Below are 22,604 nucleotides of genomic sequence, written 5' to 3' on the forward strand. Positions count from 1 at the left end.
CCAAGGGTTCCGTATAAAAAAACGAGCCTCCGGAAGGAAGCTCGTTCATGATATTACCTCGTCATTTCCTCAATTTTCGCCGGATAAACGGCAATGGATTCCTTGGACTTCGGCATCCTCCGAACCATCCTGCGAGACAGTGTGCAGCTGTTATGATAGTAAGGATAGTATTTCAGGTATATTCGAGGAATCCGAAAGAATCCTTCCGGTCGCTGATTGGATACGCCAATTGCATCCCCCAGCCATTCTCCCGGTTTGGCCTTTTCCCCATATCCCAAAAGAAGCGACAGCGGATCTTCCTCCACTTCATAGTAATATCTTTCCGTCGAAAAATCTGCATTATAAACACGTGCCACAACCGCAGTCTCTCCCAGTTCATAGTAGATTCCCTTGGTATAGTTTATCGTGTAGCGGTATTCTTCGGTTTCCCTTTGGAACTGTCCGCGGAACGGATGATTGATGTCAATTCCGAATTCGTTGGGAACATCTATACCTGCTCTAACGTCTGCAATATAAGCTCCGATATATTCCCGCACACATTCTTCCGCTTCTTTGAACAAACCGGATACATCCTGATATGTCTCGCAAATTAAATCAAACACATCTTCGGGATGACCGAATTCCACCGTTTGCTCGTATAGAACCCGAATCAAATCGTTGGGATAAGATTCTTCCACACTGCAGGAATCTCCAATCCAAAGAATACGATTCCCTTTCCACTCATCGCTCAACAAGCTGTGCAGCGCATTTCGCACCTCGTTCTCTCTGGACATACACTGATGGAATCTAGCGCCGTAATTAAATGCAAAAGGCTCAATATATTCTCGTTTGTCCACATTGACCCATTTAAAATCCTCCCCCATTGCACACTACCGCAACGGAATTCGTACAAACTTAAAGGATTCCGTCGCGACTCCTTTCTTGTGGTTACACCATACCTTGAATGCATCGGGTTGTCAAGGCTCTAGACGGTCGGCGAAAGCCTTGATTTGCGACCGGCAAAGGAAGTGGCACTGATTCGCCCGGGACGTGGTGCCTCACCGCTCGCAAACCCTTTGTTCTTCGTCGCCAAGCACCACGTCTCCCGAGCCAAAGGAGTCTTCAGCGCCCCGGGCGTGGTGCCTCACTCCCCGCTAGCCCTTGTTCCTTCGTCGACAGGCACCACGCCGACAAGGCCAATGGGTCTTCCGCCGCACTGGGCGTGGTGCCTCACCGCCCGCTAGCCCTTATTCCTTCGTCGACAGGCACCACGCCGACAAGCACACCCGCCCTGCCACAAAAAAACCTCCGACGCCGCCTCATCCGCGGCCGTCGAAGATTTCCTCTCATTCTATTTTTTCTACATCTACTTGCTTTTCTTCCACACAATGGAATTGCCCGCATTCGCATCCACAATTCGATTTACATCGCTGAACCACATATACGTCAAAATGGCGCTTCCGCCCTTCTTCCCGAAAACCCGGTCTAAATTGCTCATCTTCAGGATCAGCTCCACGGTATCCGCCCCCTCTTTGGAGGATCCCACCGAAACAACCGTCCGATCCGGCACCTCCAGCGTTATGCAGGTGGCCGCTTTGCTGTTCATCAATTGATTGTACTCTTCCCCCTCGAACACGTAAATTCCCTTGCTCGGGGCTTTGGTCCCGTTCACCCCGTAGTAGATTCCCGTATTGTCGTTTGGAAATTTATAAAAAGCCATCTTCCGACCCCGATCGATTTTCACATCGTCGAGATGAATTGATTTCACCTCCACCACCTCCGCACCGCAGTCTTCGGCGCTCAGCCGAACGTAGGTATGGTTCAGAGCGAACAACCCCAGTCCCACCAACAGAAGCAGCCCCACCGTGAGCGCCGCCATCTTATAGTTCTGGAAACGCCCCTTGCGCTGTTCCTTCGTAATCTCCTGCACCATCTTGCCATCTCCTTTCACCAGAGCGTCCAAGGAAATATCAAAAGAATCGCTGATAAAAACCAGCATCTCCAGGTCCGGATAGCTTTTCCCGTTCTCCCAATTGGAAATGGTCTGCCGTGTGACACTGCACCGCTCCGCCAGCCCTTCCTGGGTCAGGTTATTTGCTTTTCTCAGCTCCGTAATTCTTCTTCCAAGTTCCATATTCGACACCCTCTCCCGAAAAATATTTGCAAGATGATTCTGCCTTTATTATAGCCGAAAGTCTATCCAATTACATTTGCATCGCCCATGAAAACAGCGCAAAGAATCTTTGCGCTGCGTTAAAGTCATAGGTTTCCGTCTTTCTTTTATGCATCCACGTACACGGTAAGTGCGACAATTGCGATTGTAATCTCGGTTTTCGGTTTTCCATTCAAGGCAATCCCCTCCGGGTTTGCACCGCCGTGATGCACCTCTGTTTCCACATTCCACCAGTGCAGATAATCCGTTACGATTTTCGGATCCACTTCCTCCGGATGCGGAGCATAGATGTCCGCCTTGATAAATGCCTGCTTCTTTCGGTCGGTAATCTCAAAAATCTCTGAGATTCCTGCCATGCAGCAGTGATGGATGGCATCTTCCGTAGCCTTCCGCACCGCATTGTTCTGGTCGCCGCCGTGCATATCCACACCCTGCCCAAATTCAATTAAAAGTCTCTTCATTGCCATGCTGTACCTGCCACTCAAAATATGATTAAATATGCTCACATCGAGATAATGTAAGATGTTTGGTTTTCACCATCTCTGCAATTGTTTTATTGCTGTAATCAGTACGAATATTATTAATCTTATGATGAAGTTTTTGTACCTTAAGCCTTTGTTTTTGTATATTTACTCTTTGAGTGGCTCCTCCTTTCTTTAAGTTTTCATACTTTCGAGAAAGACTCCTCTGTTCTCGAATGATTTGTTTTTTATACTTACGAAGCCCATCCAGCCTACAAATCATAAGTGTAATAACGCCTATTAGTTGGAGTTCGGTTTGCCTCCTTTGCAGCTCGCATCTGTTATGTTCAATAACCCGAAACTTTAAATATGCTTTATAAGTTTCTTCCAATATTTTCAAGTTCTTTTATAGAATCCTTGTTTTTTGCAAGTTCATCACTGGCTGTTGCACAATATGATTTTTGAAAAATTACATCCCATGAAAGATATTTCGCCATGCAGCCGAACTGTTTGTCAATTAACTCATACTGGATGCTGTCCACCGGGGCTCCTCCCACAACGATTGTTCCAATTTTTTTATTTTTCAGCTTCAAACCGCGGCAGTAACATTTATCGATGATAAGTTTCAACTGTGCAGACATTCCCCACCAATATACCGGAGTAGCAAAAAGAATCACATCTGCAGCGGCAATTTTATCAATTGTTGGATTTGTATCATCCTGGTCAACCTCCAACTCCTTATTTCATGAAATATTATACCTTTTTTCGATTATCCCGGCAATAGCCCTAAAACCCCGTAACCACGGGCTTTCCCCGTAATTTCGAGACATAAAAAAACTCGAAGCAAATGCTTCGAGATTAGTTTCAAGTGGTTGCGGGGACAGGACTTGAACCTGCGACCTCCGGGTTATGAGCCCGACGAGCTACCAACTGCTCTACCCCGCGATATTAAGAATTGGTGCCGGAAACCGGGGTCGAACCGGTACGAGAATCACTTCTCACGGGATTTTAAGTCCCGGGCGTCTGCCAATTCCGCCATTCCGGCGTAAAAAATAAATGGCTCCGAGGGTGGGGCTCGAACCCACAACCTACCGGTTAACAGCCGGTTGCTCTGCCATTGAGCTACCTCGGATTAATTCACCCCTTATTTGCGACTCCTATAGTATACGTCATTTCGAGCTTCATGTCAACACTTTTTTAAAATTCTTTTCAAAAGTGTTTTTCGTGTTCTCAAATCAAACGTATTACTAATATATTATACACATTCGCTATGCTAATTGCAAGTCTTTATTTATTATCCCCAGGATAGAAGAGCTGCCGCATCCCTGCGACAGCTCTTCCGGCAATTATAAAACCCACTAAAGAAGTAGTGTCTTATTTTGCGCTCTGCATAGCGATGGACTTCTCGGTCGCTGCAGTTACCCCTTCGATAACGGTAGTTCTCAGACCACCCAGCTCCAGCTCTCTAACACCGGCAATTGTGGTACCGGCCGGGGAAGAAACCATGTCCTTCAGCTCGCCCGGGTGCTTTCCGGTCTCCAAAACCATCTTTGCTGCGCCCAGTACGGTCTGTGCAGCGAATGTGTACGCCTGCTTTCTCTGCATTCCACCGTTAACGGCAGCATCTGCCATTGCTTCGATGAACATGAATACATAAGCCGGGCCGCTTCCGCTCACACCGGTAACGATGTCGAACAGGTTCTCCGGCATGATTTCAGCCTTACCAAATGCGTTCAGAATGTTCAGTGCGCGCTGAGTTTCTTCCTCAGTTACATATTCGTTCGGGCAAGCAGCGGACATACCCTCTCCAACCTGAGCCGGAGTATTCGGCATAACACGAACTGTTTTTACCGGCTTGCCGAACTGCTCTGCCAAGTATGCCAGAGTTCTGCCGGCACCGATGCTGATGAACAGGTGCTTATCTGTTACGTGATCCTTAATTCCCTCGATTACGCCGGCATAGTACTGCGGCTTGATGGTCAGGAAAACAGTATCGCAGTTCTCCAGAACTTCGACGTTGCTATCGGTTACATTGATGCCGTTTACTTCCTTTGTCTTCTGTCTGCTTCCTTCGAAAGGATCTGCACCCCAGATATCCTCCGGCTTGTACAGGCCGGCCTTGATAATGCCGCCCATCATTGCATTGGCCATTACTCCGCATCCGATAAATCCAAGTTTCATTTCATTCTCCTTTTCTTCACACTTGAGATAGTTAATTGGTTAACACCTTTTATTTATGCCACAGGCGCTCCCGCTAGAGGAACGCCTATGGTAAAAGCAATTATATTATTCGAAAGACTGTTCCGTACGTTCGATGATTTCGTCCTGCAGCGGCTTGTCCAGGTTACGGAAGAAGTCACTGTATCCGGCAACGCGGACAATCAGATCCTTGTGATCTTCCGGATGTTTCTGAGCCTCAATCAGAGTCTGACGATCTACTACGTTAAACTGAATGTGGTGTCCATCCATTGCAAAGTAGGAACGAACCAGGCTGGCCATGTTGTTCAGACCTGCTTCACCGGCAACTACGTTCGGTGTGAACTTCTGGTTCAGCAAGGTACCTGCGGTTGCCAGGTGATCCATCTTTGCACAAGACTTGATTACAGCGGTCGGACCGTTGGTATCTGCGGATTTCTCCGGAGAAATACCCTCGGATACCGGCTTGTGAGCCTTTCTGCCGTTCGGGGTAGCCAGGATAACGTCACCGAAGTATACGTGGCAGGTGGTCGGCAGCATGTCGATGCCGTACTTTCCGCCTTTCATGTTCGGACGGCCAACGATGGTGTCGTGATACAGATCGAAGATTTCTCTCATCAGATCATCGGCGTAATCGTCATCGTTTCCGTACTTCGGAGTCTTATCGTGAACCAGGCTGTAGATGTAATCATAGCCTTCGAAGTCATGTTCCATTGCATCGATCAGTTCTTCCATGGTGAAGTTCTTCTCGTCGTATACGTTGTACTTAACAGATGCTACACAGTCGGTAACGGTTCCGATTCCAACACCCTGGATGTAGTTGGTGTTGTATCTTGCACCACCGGCATTGTAGTCCTTTGCGTTGGAGATGCAGTCGTTGGTTACAACGGACAGGCACGGTGCCGGCATTTCCTCTGCGTACAGTCTCTCAATTACGTTGTTTCCGCGAATCTTGATGTCAACAAAGTGCTTCAGCTGCTTCTTGAATGCAGCCCACAGCTCGTCAAAGGTCTTGAAGTCCTTCGCATATCCCAGCTGCAGACCCAGCTGCTTGCCGGAATACTCATCAAATCCGTTGAACAGAGTCAACTGGAAAATCTTCGGAATGTTCATGTATCCGGTCAGGATATATGCTTCGCTTCCCCATGCACCGGTCTCTACGCAGCCGGAGGATCCGCCTCTTCTTGCATCTTCCAGAGATTTTCCGGCATTAATCAGCTCGGTAATCTGTGCTTCGGTGTTGTAAAATGCAGGCTGTCCCCATCCCTTTCTGGAAATTTCACAAGCTCTCTTCAGGAACTTCTGCGGAGACTTCTTGCTGATGGTCACGTTGGAGTTCGGCTGAACCAGCTTCATCTCGTCCATGCAGTCCAGAATCAGGTAGCTGACATTGTTAACTCCGTTCTTTCCTTCCGGAGTTACACCACCGGTGTTGATGTTGGCAAAGTCGGTATATGTTGCACTCTCTTTCAGGGTGATACCTACTTTTACCGGAGCCGGCTGGTTGTAGAACTTCACCCACAGGCACTCCAGGAGCTCCAATGCGTGCTCGTCGTCCAGGATTCCTGCTTCTACGTCTGCTTCGTAGTATGGGTTCAGGTGCTGGTCCAGTCTGCCCGGGCTGAATGCGTCCCAAGGATTCAGCTCAGTGGTTACTGCCAGGTGAGTGAACCAGTACAGCTGAATTGCCTGCCAGAAAGTCTGTGGCTTGTGAGCCGGTACAACTTCCAGGTTCTTTGCAATCTGCTCCAGCTCTGCCTTTCTCTTTGGATCGGTCTCCGCTGCAGCCTTCTCAACAGCCATCTCGTGGTATCTTTCACCCAAAATGATAACCGCGTCACAGCAGATATCCATGGCCTTCAGTTCTTCCATCTTATCGGAAGCTTCCGGATCGTTCATCCAATCCAGCGCGTCCATGGTCTTCTTAATCTTTTCCTTGTAATCCAAGTAGCCGGTAGTGAATACCTGCTCTCCGCCGCATGTATGTCCCGGGCCGCGCTGTTCCATGAACTCGGTGAAGATGCCGGCTTCGTAGCAATCATGCCATTCCGGTGTCATTCTGGACAGCAGCTTCTCACGAATGGTTCTGCCCTTCCAGAACGGGATGATTTCTGCAGCCTGCAGCTTGCGATCTTCTTCTGTAGTATGGAAGGAAACCAGCTTTCTTTCACTCATAACCTTCATATCCTCTTCGCTGTGGCAGCACAGCTCCGGGAATGTTGGGGAAGCCTGTGGGTTCTTACCTTTCTCACCCAGAATCAGCTCATCATCGCCGAAGTACAGGGTCTTCTTGGAAAAGTATTCCTTCAGAGTCATCGCTCTCATTACCGGAACAGAATACTTTCCGTCGTTTTCCTTGTAAAAATCTGTTTCGATTTTTGCTCTCTCCAGGTCGATGTGAACCGGCGTGGTTACACTCTGTTCTCTCAGGCGCTGGATTCTTTCGTTCATACCGCGTTTTGCCATTTTTTAACCTCCGATCTTGGTATTCGCATATCCTGCTTCTTTGAACATCTCCGCAAATTCCTGCATTTCTTCTTTTGTAGGTGCCTGCAGGTCCGCACCTTCATATGTCATTCCGATTCTCGGGTACTTACTGCATCCGGTGTTATGGTACGGAAGCAAGTTGACCTGAGCGACATGAATGTTGTTTTTATGAAGGAAATCGATGGTTGCCCGAATGTTCTTTTCCGTGGCGTTGACTTCCTTAATCATCGGAATTCGGATGTAGATTCGAGCTCCGTCTGCGCTCAGCCGGCACAGGTTGTCCAAAATTCGGGCATTGTCTGCCCCCATGTATTTCTTGTGAATCTCCGGATCCATCGACTTTACATCGTACAGGAAGGTGCTTACGTACGGCAGCATTGCCTTAAACCGTTCGTATGGCGCCTCACCGCAAGTGTCCACCGTGATGTCGATGCCCTGACGATGCAATTCTTTTGCCAGCGCCAGAACGTATTCCGGATCGACACTCATAACCTCTCCGCCGGAAAGGGTCACTCCGCCGCCGGACTCTTCATAGAACATCTGATCTTTCAGAAGTTCTTTCACCAAAGGACGAATCTCGTGTTCATGTCCCAGGATATCCCGGATGCTGCTCGGACAAGCCTTTACGCACTTACCGCAAAGCATGCACTTCAGCGGGTTGGTAACCGCCTTGCCATTCTCAATCTTGATGGCATCGTTTGGACAGGCTTTCATACAGAATCCGCATCCAACGCATTTTGCCTCATCAAACTGCATCTGTGGATTATACTTCTGGGTCTCCGGGTTATGGCACCAAACGCAGTGCAAAGGACATCCTTTAAAGAACACCGTCGTCCGAATTCCATCACCGTCATGCACCGAGAATTTCTGAATATTCGTAATCGCGTGCATCTCTTTATCTCTCTTTCTGACTAAGTTATAGACCGCAGTCTATTCTTATCTTGATTATACCCTCTGACAGATAATTGTCAAGAAAAAAACTATAGTTATTCATTATTTTTATAAAGGTATTTCTTGGATTCTTTTGAACGATAGCAGACGCATAAAAAAAAGGATGTCTCGCTGAAAAATTCAGTGAGACATCCAAATACTCAAGTCTAACGGTGCCGGTTCTAGCCGAAGTATCTCTCCAGCAGACCCTTGAATGCTTTGCCGTGACGAGCTTCGTCGCGAGCCATTTCATGAACGGTATCATGGATTGCATCCAGATTTGCAGCCTTTGCTCTCTTTGCCAAGTCGGTCTTGCCGGCAGTTGCGCCGTTCTCTGCAGCAACTCTCAGCTCCAGGTTCTTCTTGGTGCTGTCGGTAACAACGTCGCCCAGCAGTTCTGCAAACTTTGCAGCGTGCTCTGCTTCTTCGTAAGCAGCCTTCTCATAGTACATGCCAACTTCCGGATAGCCTTCTCTGTGAGCCACTCTTGCCATTGCCAGATACATACCAACCTCAGAACATTCACCTTCGAAGTTCGCTTTCAAATCTGCCAGGATATCTTCGCTCACGCCCTGTGCAACGCCAACTACGTGCTCAGCTGCCCAGCTCATTTCGTCATCCTGTTTTGTAAACTTATCGCTGCCAACGTGGCATACCGGACATTCTTCCGGCGGCTGATCTCCCTCGTGAACGTATCCGCATACCTGACATACCCATTTACTCATAATTCTTACCTCTCTTTCATGAACCTTTTTCAAACTATACTGTATTCGAAAGGTTTACTTTACTTATCTCGTATAGTTAGTATAATCGTTTCCGCTTTGGAAGTCAACCCCTCTTTTAAATACTTCACGGAATACTCATATTGGATGGCGAAAGTGTTTTTATGAGGGGATATCCGGAGGTTAGACGGATTGAACAAAAACGCGTCACACCTTGTTTTATACTTCTAACTGTGGTATTCTATGTAGAGATTATACAGGCAAAACGGGAGGATTCACCACCATGGAAATACGGAAATCATCCGAAGATTATCTGGAAACGATGCTGATGCTCAAGGAACAGAACGGATATGTTCGCTCCATTGACATTGCAAAACATCTGAATGTGACAAAGCCGAGCGTTTCCTACGCTACCAAACGGCTTCGGGAGAACGGCTATATTGAAATGAACAACGATGGGCTGATTACGCTGACCGATTCCGGGATGGCCATCGCTCATAAGATCCTGGACCGCCACAAGATGCTTTCCCAGTTTCTGATTATGCTGGGCGTGGACAAGGATGTTGCCGACGAGGATGCTTGCAACATCGAGCACGATATCAGCAACGAGTCCTTCGAAGCGATTTGCAATCACGTGAATAATTTCATGTCCGAATGCCCGAGAATCAATTCCTTCGCACCGGATTGCGAAGGCCGGACACGGGAATAGCACAACGGTACTTCAAGCCTTTGCGGGATTTCTTGCACCAAGTCCCGGGCCCGCCGCCAAGCGAAAACATGAAAGACCTGTATCGTCTGGCTTTAGCTGACGATACAGGTCTTTTCTTATGCTTATTGTCAGAGCAGCCAAGGCTGACCCTACTTTGTCTATTAAGACAATCCGATGATGGTGCCGTCGGACAGGATATCCATTCCGTTGGCTGCCGGAACCTTCGGCAGACCCGGCATGGTCATGATGGATCCGGTGAGCGCCACGATGAATCCGGCGCCGGCAGATACTTTTACCTCCCGAACGGTGATTCGGAAGTTCTTCGGTGCACCCAGCTTCTTCGGGTCATCGGTGAAAGAATACTGTGTCTTTGCCACGCAGATCGGCAGGCGGTCCAGGCCAAGCTTCTCCAGCTCCCGAACCTGCTTCAGAGCATCTGCGGTGAAGTCCACGCCATCCGCGCCGTAGATTTCAGTCGCGATGGTGTTCATTTTATCTTCGATGGAATCGTTCACATCATACAGCGTGTGGAAATCGGATTTCTGATTCTCGCAGATGTTGATGACTTCCTTTGCCAGCTCCATTCCGCCTTCGCTGCCCTTTGCAAATACTTCGGACAGAACCACGTCGATACCCTTCTCCTTGCACAGGTCTCTCAGCAGTTCCAGCTCGGCTTCCGTATCGGTTGGGAAACGGTTGATGGCAACCACTGCCGGAACACCGTATTTTGCCACGTTGTCCAGGTGGCGAAGCAGGTTCGCCGATCCGGCTTTCAGTGCATCCAGGTTTTCCTCTGCCAGATTGTCTTTTGCCACGCCGCCGTTCATCTTCAGCGCACGAACCGTTGCCACGATTACCGCAACATCCGGCTTCAGTCCGGCATACCGGCACTTGATATCGAAGAATTTCTCCGCACCCAGGTCCGCACCGAATCCGGCCTCGGTGACCACGTAATCGCCCAGCTTCAGTGCTGTCTGCGTTGCCATAACGGAGTTGCAGCCGTGAGCGATATTGGCAAAAGGTCCGCCGTGAATAATAGCCGGTGTGTTTTCCAGTGTCTGTACCAGGTTCGGCTTAATGGCATCCTTCAGAAGCAGTGCCATCGCACCGGTCGCCTGCAGGTCGCCGGCGGTTACCGCTTCACCCTTGCTGTTGTATGCAACCACCATTCTGGACAGGCGCGCCTTCAAATCCTCGATGTCCGTTGCCAGGCACAGAATTGCCATGATTTCGGAAGCCACGGTAATATCGAATCCGCTCTCCCGCATCACGCCGTCGCCCTTCTTGCCCAGGCCAACGATGATGTGGCGCAGGGAACGGTCGTTCATATCCATTACTCGCTTCCACACGATTTTCTTCGTTACGATATCCAGCGCATTTCCCTGGTGGATGTGGTTATCCAGCATTGCCGCCAACAGGTTGTGTGCCGAAGTGATGGCATGGAAATCCCCGGTAAAATGCAGGTTGATATCATCCATCGGTACCACCTGGGAATATCCGCCGCCGGCAGCGCCGCCCTTAATGCCGAAGCACGGTCCCAGAGACGGCTCTCTCAGCGTGGTAATGGTCTTCTTTCCCAGCTTGTTCAGCGCCATAGACAGTCCCACGTTCGTGGTGGTCTTTCCTTCTCCGGCCGGAGTCGGGTTGATGGCGGTTACCAGCACCAGTTTTCCGTTGGGACGGTCCTTCAGCCGCTCCAACACATCCGGGCTGATTTTCGCCTTATATTTTCCATACAGCTCCAATTCATCATCCGAAATATCCAACTGGGATGCGACCTCCACAATTGGTTTCATCTGCGCTTCCTGTGCAATCTGTACGTCTGTCTTCATTTAAAACCTCCTAGATTCAATCATATAAGTCCTACGCTTATTGTAGCAAAACATGTTATATCATTCAATATAGCCGTCAATTGTTACTATACTAAACAAATTTATAACGTTATTCTAAAAGAAAAAGTTCTTCATTTTTTCTCGGAGATTGCCTTTTCGTATGCGAGTCCATTCAGTGTTCGCTTATATAGTAGCCTGGGTCAAAAAGTGTGATTCTAACTGCATTAGTTAAAATTTACGTGTGCAATCTTATATGTCTAGAAATTTGAAGGCACTTCACGCTTTTTGACAGAAAACGCGGATTCAGCGTGAACGTAATTCGCGGCTTTTGTAAGATTCTAATTTTGGAACGACAGATTTCCACTGGCGATTCACGCAAAAATAAGGATTCCCTCCCCAAAAGCGTGAACTTTTTTTAAAGGATGATTTGAACGGAGAAAATTACACGACAAAATCGTGTATAACAAAAAAATATGTTCACGCTGATTTGCAAAAATTATAAAAACAGCGTGAAGTCGCCCTGAAAATCTAGGCATATTTTATTATATCAGATTGATAAATTCTAATTATCGATTGATGAGATTTTTACTGTTTTCCTCTATTCTCTACATCTTCATTTAATACATTTTCTGCGAATTTGACAGACTCTAAGATGTTGCTTTCCCTGCATTTTTCAGGGAACTTATCAGCAAGATTCTTATATGCTTGCAAAAGTTCTCGACTTCGGGTTCGCTCTGCCAGATTATCAATTATTTCACTAATCCAACTAAGTTCTTCCGCAGTACATTCATTCTGAAGGAACGAGATTGTCGCATCAACATCTTCACTTAGCATCTCTATTTCTTCGTTCCAGCATTTTTCGATTCCAAATAACCATTCATCACAACATTCTGCTGCAATTCTGCTTCTCTCTCGAATAATTTCTTTGAATTTTCCTATCTTCATTTTCCTTCTCCACCTTTCTTGTGTTTCTCCCGCCAACATAGTCCGGACTTTCCCTGACTGTCGTCTTATTTGCTTACGCCTAGGAACAAAAAACCTGCATCCGGAAAGCAATCTCAGCTAAACGGTGCAGGTTTGTTGGTTGTGAACCCTCTAGTAAAAGTGAAAAATCTTTTTATTCACTGTCATTATTGCTGATAATCCGATTCAGCACGTCCTTCGCCACCGGTCCCGCCGATGCGTACCCGGTGCCGCCGTTTTTGATCCATACCACGAAGGCCAACGGATAATCCTCATTATCGATGAATCCCACGAACCAGCCGTCTTCGCCGCTGCCGGTTTCCGCGGTACCGGACTTGGCATAGAGATCCAACCCGTAGAAATTGGACTCCCCGTAGGTTACTTTTACGTTGTTCTTCATCATGGAGCGCAGCTCATCGGCGGTTTCGGAACTGATGTATTCTCCCAGGGATTTGCCGGATTTGCCGGCGGACAGGAAGCTGGAGGATTTCATCAGCTTCGGCTGGACCGGCTCGCCGCCGTTGGCGATGGCGCCCATGTACACCATCATGGCGCACGGGTTCACCTGGTCATCGTACTGTCCGATGCCTGCCCAGCTCAAGTTCACCTCGTTGTCCTCCGGAAAAGTGAAGGAACCCGCTTGAGTCTTGATTCCGTCCACATCCACGGATTTGGTCAGTCCCACTTTCTGAGTGGTGGTGGAAAGGTTTGCGGCACCCACCTCCCGGGCTAGTTTTCCGAAGGCGCCGTTGCAGGATACCGCAAGGGCCTGGCGGAAGTTCACCGTACCGTGAGCCGAGGTGCAGGTGATATCATCTTTATTGTATCGATTCTTTCCGTCGCAGGTGAATCGGAAGGAATCCACGTCCACGCCGGACTCTAAGGCGGACGCCGCCGTCACCAACTTGAAGGTGGATCCCGGTGTCATGGCCCCCTGCAGGAAATTGTTGAAATAGATGGAGTCTCCGCTGTCATTTCCGCTTTGATCCAGCTCCGGATCGAAGGCCGGCGTACTCACCATGCACAGAATCTCTCCGGTCTTGTAGTTATAGACACCCACCGTACCGGTCTTGCCGGAAAGCCGTTCATAGGCCGTCCGGTTGGCTTCCGCATCGATGGTCAGCGTGATTTCCTTACCCTCTGCCGAGGTGTCGTAGGTTCCGTTCAGCAAATCGTATCCGATTAGGTCCCCGCTCCACATGTTGATGGCACCGGTGGCCACATTTCCGGCCGGATCGCCCACCGTATGCACGGTAGCTTTCCGAAGCTCCGAGTCGTCGGAATAGTGTGTACCGTCCTTATCGCACTTCAGAAGCTGCGTCCCGTGGCGGTCATAGATGGTTCCTCGGTTCAGGTTTCCATCCACGTAGATCTGCAGATTTCCGGAGAAGCTGGCCCAGGTCTTTCCCTGAGTCACAAAACGCCACACGAACACCCCGGTCCCCAGGAACAGGACCGCTGCCAGAAGCAGACATATTGTTGCACGTCTTTCTACTTTACGCATGGATAGCTCCTCTTCTTTCTATCGGTCCTCCGGCCGTCTCACATCTCTTCTGCGTCCTCATCGGTCTCCTCCGCGTAATCCTGCAGAGATACTTTTACCTTAGAACGTTTTATGGCGATGCTGGCATCCTTCCGCATATCCGCCGCTTTAAAGAATGCCAATATGGCCCATGAGGCCATCATACTGGTACCTCCTGCCGACACGAACGGGAAGGTGACACCGGTAAGCGGAAACAAATCCACCGCACCGAACACGTTCAGCATGGTCTGGAACAGGAAGAACGTGGACGCGCCGCAGGCCCCGATGGTGTAGAAGGTGGACCGTCCGGCCACGATGGAATTCACCGCAAAGAGGCACAGGGTGATGATGCACACGATCAGCAGCAGGGCGATGATCAATCCCCACTCTTCCGTCACCATTCCGAATACCAGGTCCGTATTGGAGGCGCCCACTGTTTTCAGATATCCGTTTCCGGCGCCCTGTCCCAGAAGTCCGCCTCCGGCACTGTAGCACATGGTTCGAACCTGCTGGTATCCTTTGTCCGCCGGATCGTCCCACACATGTCCCCAGATGGAAAACCGGTTGGCGATATACGGCATAAAACGAAGAATCATCAATCCCATGATTCCGGCACCGACTCCGGTGAGAATCAGCCGGGACAGATCGCCGCTTCGCAGGAAGGATACCACCAGAAATGTGACGAAGAAAATCAGTGCTGTACCAAAGTCTCCCATCACCGCCAGGCATCCCAGGCAGTAGAAGGAAAACAGCACGTACTGCATCAGGTTCTTCTTCTGGAACAGCTCTTCCAGAGTGGCGGCTCCCACCAGAACGAAGACGATTTTCACCAGCTCTGACGGCTGAAAACCGAAGTTCCCGATATACACCCAGTTGGCGGCACCGTACTTAATCTGGCCGCACACCAGGTTGAAGGCCAGCAGAAGCACCGATGCCACTGCCATGATGGGACGAATCCGCTCCGTCCGATCCAAATCCCGAAGGAAGAGGCAGATGACGAAGAACATCAGCAGGCCGATGACAACGGATACGAACTGCGTGAACGTTCGCTCCGGCTCCGAGGATGCGGTAATCGCCAGGCTGATGGTGGACATAAAAAAAGCGATCAGCTCAATCTCAAAACCCTTTCGCCCCATCGCCTTTCCGGTGAGGATATACACCCACATCACCACACCCAGCAGCAAAATGGAAAGAAGGGCGGTCACCGTCACTTTCGTCCCCATTCCCAGAATCAGCTGCACCACAGCGAGAATCTGAAATGCCGTAATTCCCAGCATCGCCGACCACGGTGACAGCGGTTCTTTATCCATCAGCCGAAGTTCTTCGTTGTTGCGAGTTTCCTCCAAGCTGATCGAGGCCAAGGTCGTACGCACCCCGCCCAGGGTGATTTTGTCCCCCGGCTCAATCATGTACCGCCTTCCGGGCACCAGCTTCCAATCGTTCACCACCGTTCCGTTGGTAGACCCCAGGTCCTTGATCATCCACTTCTCGTCCGATTGTCGGATCAGCAAAGCCTGGCTCTTGGAGACGGTTTTGTCCTTAATTCGAAGATCCACGGAGGAGGATCGGCCGATGATGTTTTCCCAATGGGTGATGGGAATGCCTTCTCCCCCTTCCACGTGGAGATACCCCCATACCTCCGGCGTGGCTCTGGTAGACAGCAATGAAATGATGCACATCAACAGAATCCACACCGCCAGCAGTACGAACACCCACCGGAGTCCGGTGGTGATGTACTTCGCCGTTTCGGGATGGGAATTCGCCAGAGATAATATTGAATTCACAATGCCATTGATGGTATCCAATGTTTTCTCCCTCTGTCTGTACTACTTCTTCCAGGAGCTCTTCAGACCTACGATGCTGTTAAATACCTTCTCATCCTCGGTAGTCAGCTTCCTGTCTGCAATATAATATCCCTTCCGGAAGAACTGGAATCGGTCTTCCGGCTTTGCCTCCTTGATGGACGGCTCTGCATAACCCCAAGTGTCGCGGAGGGAATCCTCGTTGAATACGGAATTTCCTTCCTCGTCCTCAATCATCATGTAATCGTACTCCCGAATTCGGATCCGAACCGCGGTACTGGCCTCCACAAAGTGGATGGTACCCTTCACCTTCCGGCCGTCCGGTGCGTCTCCGCCGCGGGTTTCCGGATCGTAGGTGCAATGCAGCTCCCGAATGGATCCATCTTCGTTCTTAATCACTTCATTGCAGGTAATGTAGTATGCACCCTTGAAGCGAACTTCATTTCCCGGGAAGAGACGGAAATACTTCTTTACCGGTACTTCCATAAAATCATCTCCGTCAATCCACAGTTCCCGGCCGAACGGAACCTCTCGCTCACCCAGCTCCGGAACCTTCCGGTTATTTTCTACGGTGCACATTTCAATCTGACCCTCCGGATAGTTGGTGATTACCACCTTAATCGGGTTGGTCACTACGTGCACGGCCGGCACTTTATCCTGCAGATCGTCCCGGACTGCGGCTTCCAGCTGCGCAATATCCACGGTGGAGTTGGCTTTCGCCACACCGATTTCGTCGCAGAACGCCCGAACCGCTTCCGGCGTATATCCTCTCCGGCGGATGCCGGCGATGGTTGGCATCCGAGGATCGTCCCAACCGTCTACATGACCTTCGTCCACCATTCTCTTGAGATACCGCTTGCTCATCAGGGTGTGGGTGATGTTCAGACGAGCGAACTCAATCTGACGCGGCGGATTCGGCCACAGACCCACTTCCTGCAGCACCCAGTCGTACAGCGGACGGTGATCCTCAAACTCCAAAGTACAGATGGAATGGGTAATGCCCTCAATGGCATCTTCAATCGGATGAGCAAAATCGTACATCGGATAGATGCACCACTTGTCCCCCGTATTGTGGTGGGTCACGTGAGCTACCCGGTAGATAATCGGATCTCTCATGTTGATGTTCGGGGATGCCATATCAATCTTGGCACGGAGAACCGCTTCTCCGTCACCGAACTCTCCGTCCTTCATGCGCCGGAACAGCTCCATGTTCTCTTCCACGCTTCTGTTCCGATATGGGCTCTCTTTTCCCGGCTCCGTTAGGGTTCCACGGTATTCCTTCATCTGCTCTGCCGTCAGGTGGCACACATAGGCCTTTCCTTTCTGAATCAAAGACACTGCGGCTTCATACATCTGATCGAAATAATCCGATGCCCACAGTCTCTTGTTCCACTGGAATCCCAACCAGTGTACATCCTCCTCGATGGCGTCCACGTATTCCGTATCTTCCTTGACCGGGTTGGTGTCGTCATAACGAAGGTTGCAGGTTCCGCCGTACTTCAGTGCGGTTCCGAAGTTCAAGCACAGGGATTTGGCATGTCCGATGTGGAGATAGCCGTTTGGTTCCGGTGGAAAACGAGTGGCGATATGATCCCACTTTCCGGTTTCCAGGTCGTTATCGATGATGTCGTGGATAAAATTCCCTCTCATCTCTTTGTATTCGTTCGTTTTTTCGTTACTCATTCCAGCCTCCAAATAATTAATACACTTATTTGTGATTATAGCACAATGGGAAATTTTCTACAATCAGCGTAATGCAATTCCGGGCTCGACAAACCGCCGAACCCGGATATGAAAATGCCCCTATATATCCGTCCTTGACAGAATTTCCGCCGGCGTTTTCCGAAGGGTTCGGAATACCGGAAGGAGCCCTGCCAGCAGGTTGAACAGCACCAGCACGCCGAAGGACAGGAGCGCAATGCCCGGGTTCACCACATACTGGTTGGCAATGTAATCGATTCCCTGCATCAAATTGTACAGAAGGTAATACGCCGCCCCGATGCCCGGCACCGCTGTCAGCACGGTGATTACCAGAATTTCTCCGGTGAACATGCGGTAAATATCCCGCTTCTTCAGCCCGATGGCCCGCAAAGTGCCCACTTCCTTGATTCGGGACAAGAAGGAGGATCGAAGCATCAGGAAGATTTCAATGAGAGAAATCAGCAAAATGATTCCCGCCACTACCAGCGCGGAGCGCAGGTTGTCCCGGTGCTTTCGCATGTAATCGGTGCGGTCCCGCTCGTAATTTATTTTTGCGGAATAGCCCTCTTCCTGCAGCGTGGTCAGCGTCCCATAGGTGTCGGTGGTGTATACCGAACAAACCTTTTGTTTTGCAATGTAATTCTGCCGAACCGTATCCTTGCTCACGTAGACGATATCGTTCTGGTAATCGCTGGTGTAGAATCCCACCAATTTCAGCTTGTGCCCGTTCACCTTTCGGTTGAGGGTCTTGCCGATGGTATACCCGTCCTCGCCGTTGTGGGAATTGTTCACCACCGCCTCATAGGTATTCTTCGGTGCGGACCCCTTCTTAATCCGAAGAGCCGAAGAACGCAGGTCGTAATTCACGATGGCATTATCCTCTTCGCCGGAAGCCTCTGCGTCCATCTCGTCATCCTCGCCGTAATCCGAAAAATCACTCGCCGTATCATCCGTTCCCTTCTTCGCATTGGACAGCACGTCGATGGTTTGACTTGCCGGAATGAAAATGGACGGGGATTTGGTGTCGGAAACGCCCACGATTTCGTAATCCTTCAGGTGCGGAATCTTAATCCGCCGTCCTATGAATTGTTTTACGGAAGTCAGCCCCACCATGTTGCCCGCTTTGGCTTTGATGAATTTATCCAGAATCATCCGGTCGATGACGATTTCATGTCCCTTCTCCGGAAGGCGTCCTTCAATTACATCTTTGGTCTCCAGCTCTTCCGAATGGCTCAGGGAGCCGGTGAGGCCGGCAGATGCCTGGGCGGTCTGATAGTAATCGTCCATCGGCAGGGTCACGCAAATTCGGGTATCTCCCGGTGTCACATAGCTTACCCCGTTCATCTTCCGGATTTTCTTCAGCATCGACTCATCGTGCTTCGGGTTGGCCACGGTGATGTAATGACTGTTGGTGGTGAGGAAGTCCTTCTCCTGCACGTTGAAAATACCGAAGATGTTGCTCACCGCGGTAAAAGTAAACGCCGCCGCGCACACGAATCCGATGAGCAGGAGTTTTTTCAGCAGGCTGAATTTCCGCACATTGCGGAAGCCGCTGGCCAGCATGTTCCAGACGTTGTATACGGAGGTGTATTTCGCCTTAAAATTCTCCGGCATGTGCTCGTCGTACCGGAAGTGCACGTCCTCGTAGATGGTGGAATCCATGGCGCTGTAGTGCGCGTCAATCATCTCGATGTTGGCGGTTTCATCCACCACGTGGAACGCCCCGCCGGTATTGATGTACAGGTTGCCGCCACGAATGACGATTTTGATATCCGTCTCCCGAATCTCATCCTGATACACGTCCACCGTCAGTCCATCGTGCCGGAATCGCACTCCGTGTTCCATATCTTTCAGATAAATCTTGTTTTCCAACTGATAATCCAGCTTCTGGGAAGGATCGTTCTCCCGGTCCGATACCACCCGGCCGTCCTTGATTCGAACCACCCGATCCGCGTAGAATTCCGCGATATCCGTCTCGTGAGTCACCAGAATCACCAGCCGGTCTTTGGAAATCGACTTGATGATGTTCATAATTTCGATGGTGTTCCGGCTGTCCAGGTTTCCCGTCGGCTCATCGGCGATGATGATCTTCGGGTTCTTGGCAATGGCCCGGGCGATGGCCACCCGCTGCCGCTGTCCGCCGGACAGGGCATCCGCCATCTTGTTCCGATACGGATAGATGCCCACCGCCTCCAGGCAGTAGTTCACCCGTTCCTTCACCTGTTCCCGATCCTTCATGCCCACCATTCGCAGGGCGATGGCCACGTTTTCAAAGACGGTGCGGTTATCCAGCAGGTTGTAGTTCTGGAAAATATATCCAATTTTCGCATTCCGAATGACGTCCACCTTGTTGGAACTCTTCCGGGTGATGCATTCCCCGACCACGTAGATCTTTCCCGAGTTGATTCGGTCCAGCCCGCCGATGGCATTCAGCAGCGTGGTTTTGCCGCAGCCGGAAGGGCCCAGCAGCGCCACGATGCCGCTTTCCGGCAGATTCAGGGAGGTGTCGTTGATGACATGAATTTCGTTGTTTTTCTTTCGGTTGAAATACTTATTTACATTCTGAAGTTCAATCATATCTACGCCTCCTCTCTGTAAACTTTCATAGCGCTCTTGCTGAAGATTTTATGGGAATATCTCTTCGCAATCAGGAGGGACATCACCAGAAGTCCGACGAACAGGATGAAATAATCCGTCGCAGACAGGAACGCCAGTCGCTCATTCACCGCCGGCACCGCGACGATTCCCCGCCGTACCAGGTTGCTTCCCACCAAAACGCCGCCATAGGAAATCGCCATCATGAGCAGCAGCTCGATGCGCAGGATGTTATCCGTATTCTTCCGGCTGGCGCCCAAAATTCGCAATGTAGAGTAATAGGAATTTCGGGACCGCATGATCAGCCGGATTACCGCATAGGAGATGAAGAACAGCACGATGAATTCCAGTGCCAGGCGAACCATGCTGAACATCCGCAGGATAAACGCATACCCGCCGGTGGCATCCGTAAAGGTATCCTTAATAACCAGCACCTTGTATCCGGCGCTTTCCAGGGCCTTCACCGTGGAATCGGACAGCTTCTCGTCCTTCATGAAAAAGCTGCTCTGGAAATTTCCCTGATTGAAAATCTTGTTGTAATCCGACGGATTGATGTACACGTTGGACGTGTATTCGTCGTAATTGTTTTTGGAAAGACCCAGCAGGCTCCGGATATTATCGGCTTTGAACACCTGACCGATTCGGAAATCCCGAGACTCCTCAAAATAATGGTTTTTCACGTGAAGACCCATGGTCTTTCCCCGCGCCGCACCTTCTTCGTAGAACTGGTATGCCTGGTCTTCGGAAATGTATACCTCGCCCTTCGTCACCTTCTTGGATGGATACACCACCTGCATGCCGCTGTAATCGCTCTTCGTACCGCTAAAGTCCAACGTTACGGTGGAGGAGGCCGCTGCGGTCTTTACCAGCACCCGAGCCGCCACGTTATCCGTTACGTAAATCATGACGTTTCCGTTGCTGGACCGGCCGGCATCTTCGCTCAGCAAAACCACGCCGACCACGGTCACCTTGTCCTTAATCAGCCGGTCGCCGCCCTGTATCGCCATGGAATTCAGGGCATCGATGTAGTATTTTTTCCCCAGAATCTTCTTGTCCATCTCCTTGATGGCATCGTAGGAATAGCATTCCGGATCCGCCACCAGCACCACCTCCGTATCCTTCTTCGGAAGGCGGCCGATGGTCGGCTTTTCCTTCAGGCAGCTCACCGGATACATCGGTCCGCTGATATCGATATCGTCGGACTCAAACATGATTCCGGTATCGATGCCCGCATCGCCCTTGATGATGTAATCCGCATTGTCCATCTTCTGAAGGCTCTCGTAATCCGAAGTGGTGAAAGCACTCCCATCCTTCTTGGTGAGAATCAGCCGCTCCGGGGAGGTATCCGTGAAGTAATTGTTGTACCCCATCAAATCGTTGGAATGGAGGGCCTGCTTCGTGGACGCGTACTGACTCAGCACCGCCGCCGTGACAAACAGGTACACCAATAAAAGCAAAATGAATTTCGCCGGAAGGTTGAAGGTGTTCCGAACCCCCAGCCGAAGCTGCGACCCGGCCGACATCTTCCGGTATACCGGTGCTTCCGCAAAAGGATTCCTCCGCCCCCGGCCCTTTCTTCTTCCTTTTCCTCCGGTTTCCGCCTCTTCATTTCTCATGGCTCTTCCGCCGCTGCGAGGCTTCGCCGCTTCTTTTTCCTTTCGTTCTTCCTCCGGATGAAGATAGGATTCCATCTCATCATCGGAAAGGTCCCCTGCCGCGGGCTGAATTTTTTTATCCTCGATAATTCGGCCGTCATGCATGGTGATTTTTCGGGTAACGTACGGCGCCGCCTGTTCGTAGTTGTGGGTTACGATAACCACCAGGCGATCTTTGGAAATCCGATGCAAGGTTTCCATCACCTTCTCTGCGGAGGCACTGTCCAGATTTCCCGTCGGTTCGTCCGCCACGATAACCGGGGCGTTCTTTGCCAGCGCCCGGGCGATGGCCACCCGCTGCTTCTGTCCGCCGGAAAGCTTGGATGCCTTGGTCTTGGTATAGGCCGTCATATCCACCATCTCGATGTATTCCGGGATGTTCTGCTTCTGCTCCGACCGAGGCATGCCGGACAGCATCATGCTCAGCTCAACGTTCTGGTATACGGTATAACTGTTCACCAGGTTGAAGTCCTGGAAAATATTTCCGATGTATTTCTTCCGGTACCGTTCGTAATCTTCCGTTCGGTAGCCGCTGGTATCCTCTCCCGCGATGAAAAGTTCCCCCTCTTCATAGCTGTCCAGTCCGGAAATGACGTTCAGCAACGTGGACTTGCCGCTGCCGCTCTCGCCGGTAATCACCACGAATTCCCCCATATCCAGGTTGAGATCCACCTTGGAAAATCCGGTACTCACGGTATCCTTATTGCTGTAGAACTTCGATACGTTATGAAGTTCAATCATATGCGACATAATTCTATCCTTTCTTTCCCCATGCTGTTACAGTATCGGTCGAAATTAATGATATTAATTATACTGAATTGGGCTCCGGTGTACAACATCCGGAGCCCAATCTTAACAATTCTTAAGAAATCTTAAC

Annotated in this window: 17 protein-coding genes and 3 tRNA genes; 1 reads left to right on the forward strand and 19 read right to left on the reverse strand. The window is 50.2% G+C overall.

Annotation, left to right across the window (positions count from 1 at the left end):
* Window positions 1–53: 53 nt before the first annotated feature.
* The 12 genes from FYJ65_RS07075 to FYJ65_RS07130 form a co-directional block, all read right to left on the reverse strand.
* Window positions 54–863 (reverse strand): hypothetical protein, encoded by an 810-nt coding sequence (locus FYJ65_RS07075; protein ID WP_206157351.1) that lies wholly within the window; start codon window positions 861–863, stop codon window positions 54–56.
* A 482-nt stretch (window positions 864–1,345) separates the two neighbouring features.
* Window positions 1,346–2,113, reverse strand: a complete 768-nt coding sequence (locus tag FYJ65_RS07080) for a helix-turn-helix domain-containing protein (protein WP_154554647.1) — start codon at window positions 2,111–2,113, stop codon at window positions 1,346–1,348.
* A gap of 146 nt (window positions 2,114–2,259) precedes the next feature.
* The gene (locus FYJ65_RS07085; RefSeq protein ID WP_206157352.1) at window positions 2,260–2,613 is read right to left on the reverse strand and encodes a Lin0512 family protein; all 354 of its coding nucleotides are present in this window, start codon (window positions 2,611–2,613) and stop codon (window positions 2,260–2,262) included.
* 31 nt (window positions 2,614–2,644) lie between these two features.
* Window positions 2,645–3,013: a hypothetical protein gene (locus tag FYJ65_RS09870; RefSeq protein ID WP_331469448.1), complete on the reverse strand. Its 369-nt coding sequence runs from the start codon at window positions 3,011–3,013 to the stop codon at window positions 2,645–2,647.
* On the reverse strand, window positions 2,988–3,347 hold the full coding sequence (locus FYJ65_RS07095; protein ID WP_154554649.1) for a flavodoxin family protein: 360 nt from the start codon (window positions 3,345–3,347) through the stop codon (window positions 2,988–2,990). The genes FYJ65_RS09870 and FYJ65_RS07095 overlap by 26 nt, the downstream gene beginning before the upstream one ends.
* A 135-nt stretch (window positions 3,348–3,482) precedes the next feature.
* A tRNA-Met gene (locus FYJ65_RS07100) sits at window positions 3,483–3,558 on the reverse strand.
* Window positions 3,559–3,569: 11 nt separating this feature from the next.
* A tRNA-Leu gene (locus tag FYJ65_RS07105) sits at window positions 3,570–3,658 on the reverse strand.
* A 12-nt stretch (window positions 3,659–3,670) separates the two neighbouring features.
* Window positions 3,671–3,745 (reverse strand) — tRNA-Asn (locus tag FYJ65_RS07110).
* 242 nt (window positions 3,746–3,987) lie between these two features.
* Entirely contained in the window at window positions 3,988–4,794 is an 807-nt protein-coding gene (gene proC, locus FYJ65_RS07115) for a pyrroline-5-carboxylate reductase (RefSeq protein WP_154554650.1), read from the reverse strand.
* Window positions 4,795–4,899: 105 nt separating this feature from the next.
* Window positions 4,900–7,275 (reverse strand): trans-4-hydroxy-L-proline dehydratase, encoded by a 2,376-nt coding sequence (gene hypD, locus FYJ65_RS07120; protein ID WP_154554651.1) that lies wholly within the window; start codon window positions 7,273–7,275, stop codon window positions 4,900–4,902.
* A gap of 3 nt (window positions 7,276–7,278) precedes the next feature.
* Window positions 7,279–8,187: a trans-4-hydroxy-L-proline dehydratase activase gene (locus FYJ65_RS07125; RefSeq protein WP_154554652.1), complete on the reverse strand. Its 909-nt coding sequence runs from the start codon at window positions 8,185–8,187 to the stop codon at window positions 7,279–7,281.
* A 221-nt stretch (window positions 8,188–8,408) separates the two neighbouring features.
* Complete coding sequence (locus tag FYJ65_RS07130) at window positions 8,409–8,951, reverse strand: NADH peroxidase (protein ID WP_154554653.1); 543 nt, start codon at window positions 8,949–8,951, stop codon at window positions 8,409–8,411.
* 280 nt (window positions 8,952–9,231) lie between these two features.
* On the opposite strand from FYJ65_RS07130, the gene FYJ65_RS07135 reads away from it, so the two are divergent.
* A complete protein-coding gene (locus tag FYJ65_RS07135) occupies window positions 9,232–9,657 on the forward strand; it encodes a metal-dependent transcriptional regulator (protein WP_154554654.1) in 426 nt (141 codons plus the stop codon).
* Window positions 9,658–9,818: 161 nt separating this feature from the next.
* Here the strand turns inward: FYJ65_RS07135 and FYJ65_RS07140 are convergent, their stop codons facing one another.
* The 7 genes from FYJ65_RS07140 to FYJ65_RS07170 all read right to left on the reverse strand — a co-directional run bounded on the left by FYJ65_RS07140 (window position 9,819) and on the right by FYJ65_RS07170 (window position 22,468).
* Window positions 9,819–11,489 carry a formate--tetrahydrofolate ligase gene (locus tag FYJ65_RS07140; RefSeq protein WP_154554655.1) on the reverse strand — a complete coding sequence of 557 codons (1,671 nt, stop codon included), beginning with the start codon at window positions 11,487–11,489 and terminating at the stop codon, window positions 9,819–9,821.
* Between the two features lie 585 nt (window positions 11,490–12,074).
* Window positions 12,075–12,434: a hypothetical protein gene (locus tag FYJ65_RS07145; protein ID WP_154554656.1), complete on the reverse strand. Its 360-nt coding sequence runs from the start codon at window positions 12,432–12,434 to the stop codon at window positions 12,075–12,077.
* 172 nt (window positions 12,435–12,606) lie between these two features.
* Window positions 12,607–13,956 (reverse strand): penicillin-binding transpeptidase domain-containing protein, encoded by a 1,350-nt coding sequence (locus tag FYJ65_RS07150; protein ID WP_154554657.1) that lies wholly within the window; start codon window positions 13,954–13,956, stop codon window positions 12,607–12,609.
* A 38-nt stretch (window positions 13,957–13,994) separates the two neighbouring features.
* On the reverse strand, window positions 13,995–15,758 hold the full coding sequence (locus tag FYJ65_RS07155) for an FtsW/RodA/SpoVE family cell cycle protein (protein WP_287795958.1): 1,764 nt from the start codon (window positions 15,756–15,758) through the stop codon (window positions 13,995–13,997).
* A gap of 42 nt (window positions 15,759–15,800) precedes the next feature.
* The gene (locus FYJ65_RS07160; protein ID WP_154554659.1) at window positions 15,801–17,459 is read right to left on the reverse strand and encodes a glutamine--tRNA ligase/YqeY domain fusion protein; all 1,659 of its coding nucleotides are present in this window, start codon (window positions 17,457–17,459) and stop codon (window positions 15,801–15,803) included.
* A gap of 120 nt (window positions 17,460–17,579) precedes the next feature.
* Complete coding sequence (locus FYJ65_RS07165; protein WP_154554660.1) at window positions 17,580–20,054, reverse strand: ABC transporter ATP-binding protein/permease; 2,475 nt, start codon at window positions 20,052–20,054, stop codon at window positions 17,580–17,582.
* Window positions 20,055–20,056: 2 nt separating this feature from the next.
* Entirely contained in the window at window positions 20,057–22,468 is a 2,412-nt protein-coding gene (locus FYJ65_RS07170) for an ABC transporter ATP-binding protein/permease (protein WP_206157353.1), read from the reverse strand.
* Between the last annotated feature and the right edge of the window lie 136 nt (window positions 22,469–22,604).

This window comes from Mogibacterium kristiansenii, from assembly GCF_009695905.1.
Lineage (GTDB): Bacteria > Bacillota > Clostridia > Peptostreptococcales > Anaerovoracaceae > Mogibacterium_A > Mogibacterium_A kristiansenii.

Coding starts and splice junctions, on each gene's coding strand:
- FYJ65_RS07080 (WP_154554647.1), bottom strand. CDS start 2,113: ATGGAACTTGGAAGAAGAATTACGGAGCTGAGAAAAGCAAATAACCTG.
- hypD (WP_154554651.1), bottom strand. CDS start 7,275: ATGGCAAAACGCGGTATGAACGAAAGAATCCAGCGCCTGAGAGAACAG.
- proC (WP_154554650.1), bottom strand. CDS start 4,794: ATGAAACTTGGATTTATCGGATGCGGAGTAATGGCCAATGCAATGATG.
- FYJ65_RS07075 (WP_206157351.1), bottom strand. CDS start 863: ATGGGGGAGGATTTTAAATGGGTCAATGTGGACAAACGAGAATATATT.
- FYJ65_RS07145 (WP_154554656.1), bottom strand. CDS start 12,434: ATGAAGATAGGAAAATTCAAAGAAATTATTCGAGAGAGAAGCAGAATT.
- FYJ65_RS07150 (WP_154554657.1), bottom strand. CDS start 13,956: ATGCGTAAAGTAGAAAGACGTGCAACAATATGTCTGCTTCTGGCAGCG.
- FYJ65_RS07160 (WP_154554659.1), bottom strand. CDS start 17,459: ATGAGTAACGAAAAAACGAACGAATACAAAGAGATGAGAGGGAATTTT.
- FYJ65_RS07130 (WP_154554653.1), bottom strand. CDS start 8,951: ATGAGTAAATGGGTATGTCAGGTATGCGGATACGTTCACGAGGGAGAT.
- FYJ65_RS07170 (WP_206157353.1), bottom strand. CDS start 22,468: ATGATTGAACTTCATAACGTATCGAAGTTCTACAGCAATAAGGATACC.
- FYJ65_RS07085 (WP_206157352.1), bottom strand. CDS start 2,613: ATGAAGAGACTTTTAATTGAATTTGGGCAGGGTGTGGATATGCACGGC.
- FYJ65_RS07125 (WP_154554652.1), bottom strand. CDS start 8,187: ATGCACGCGATTACGAATATTCAGAAATTCTCGGTGCATGACGGTGAT.
- FYJ65_RS07135 (WP_154554654.1), top strand. CDS start 9,232: ATGGAAATACGGAAATCATCCGAAGATTATCTGGAAACGATGCTGATG.
- FYJ65_RS07165 (WP_154554660.1), bottom strand. CDS start 20,054: ATGATTGAACTTCAGAATGTAAATAAGTATTTCAACCGAAAGAAAAAC.
- FYJ65_RS07140 (WP_154554655.1), bottom strand. CDS start 11,489: ATGAAGACAGACGTACAGATTGCACAGGAAGCGCAGATGAAACCAATT.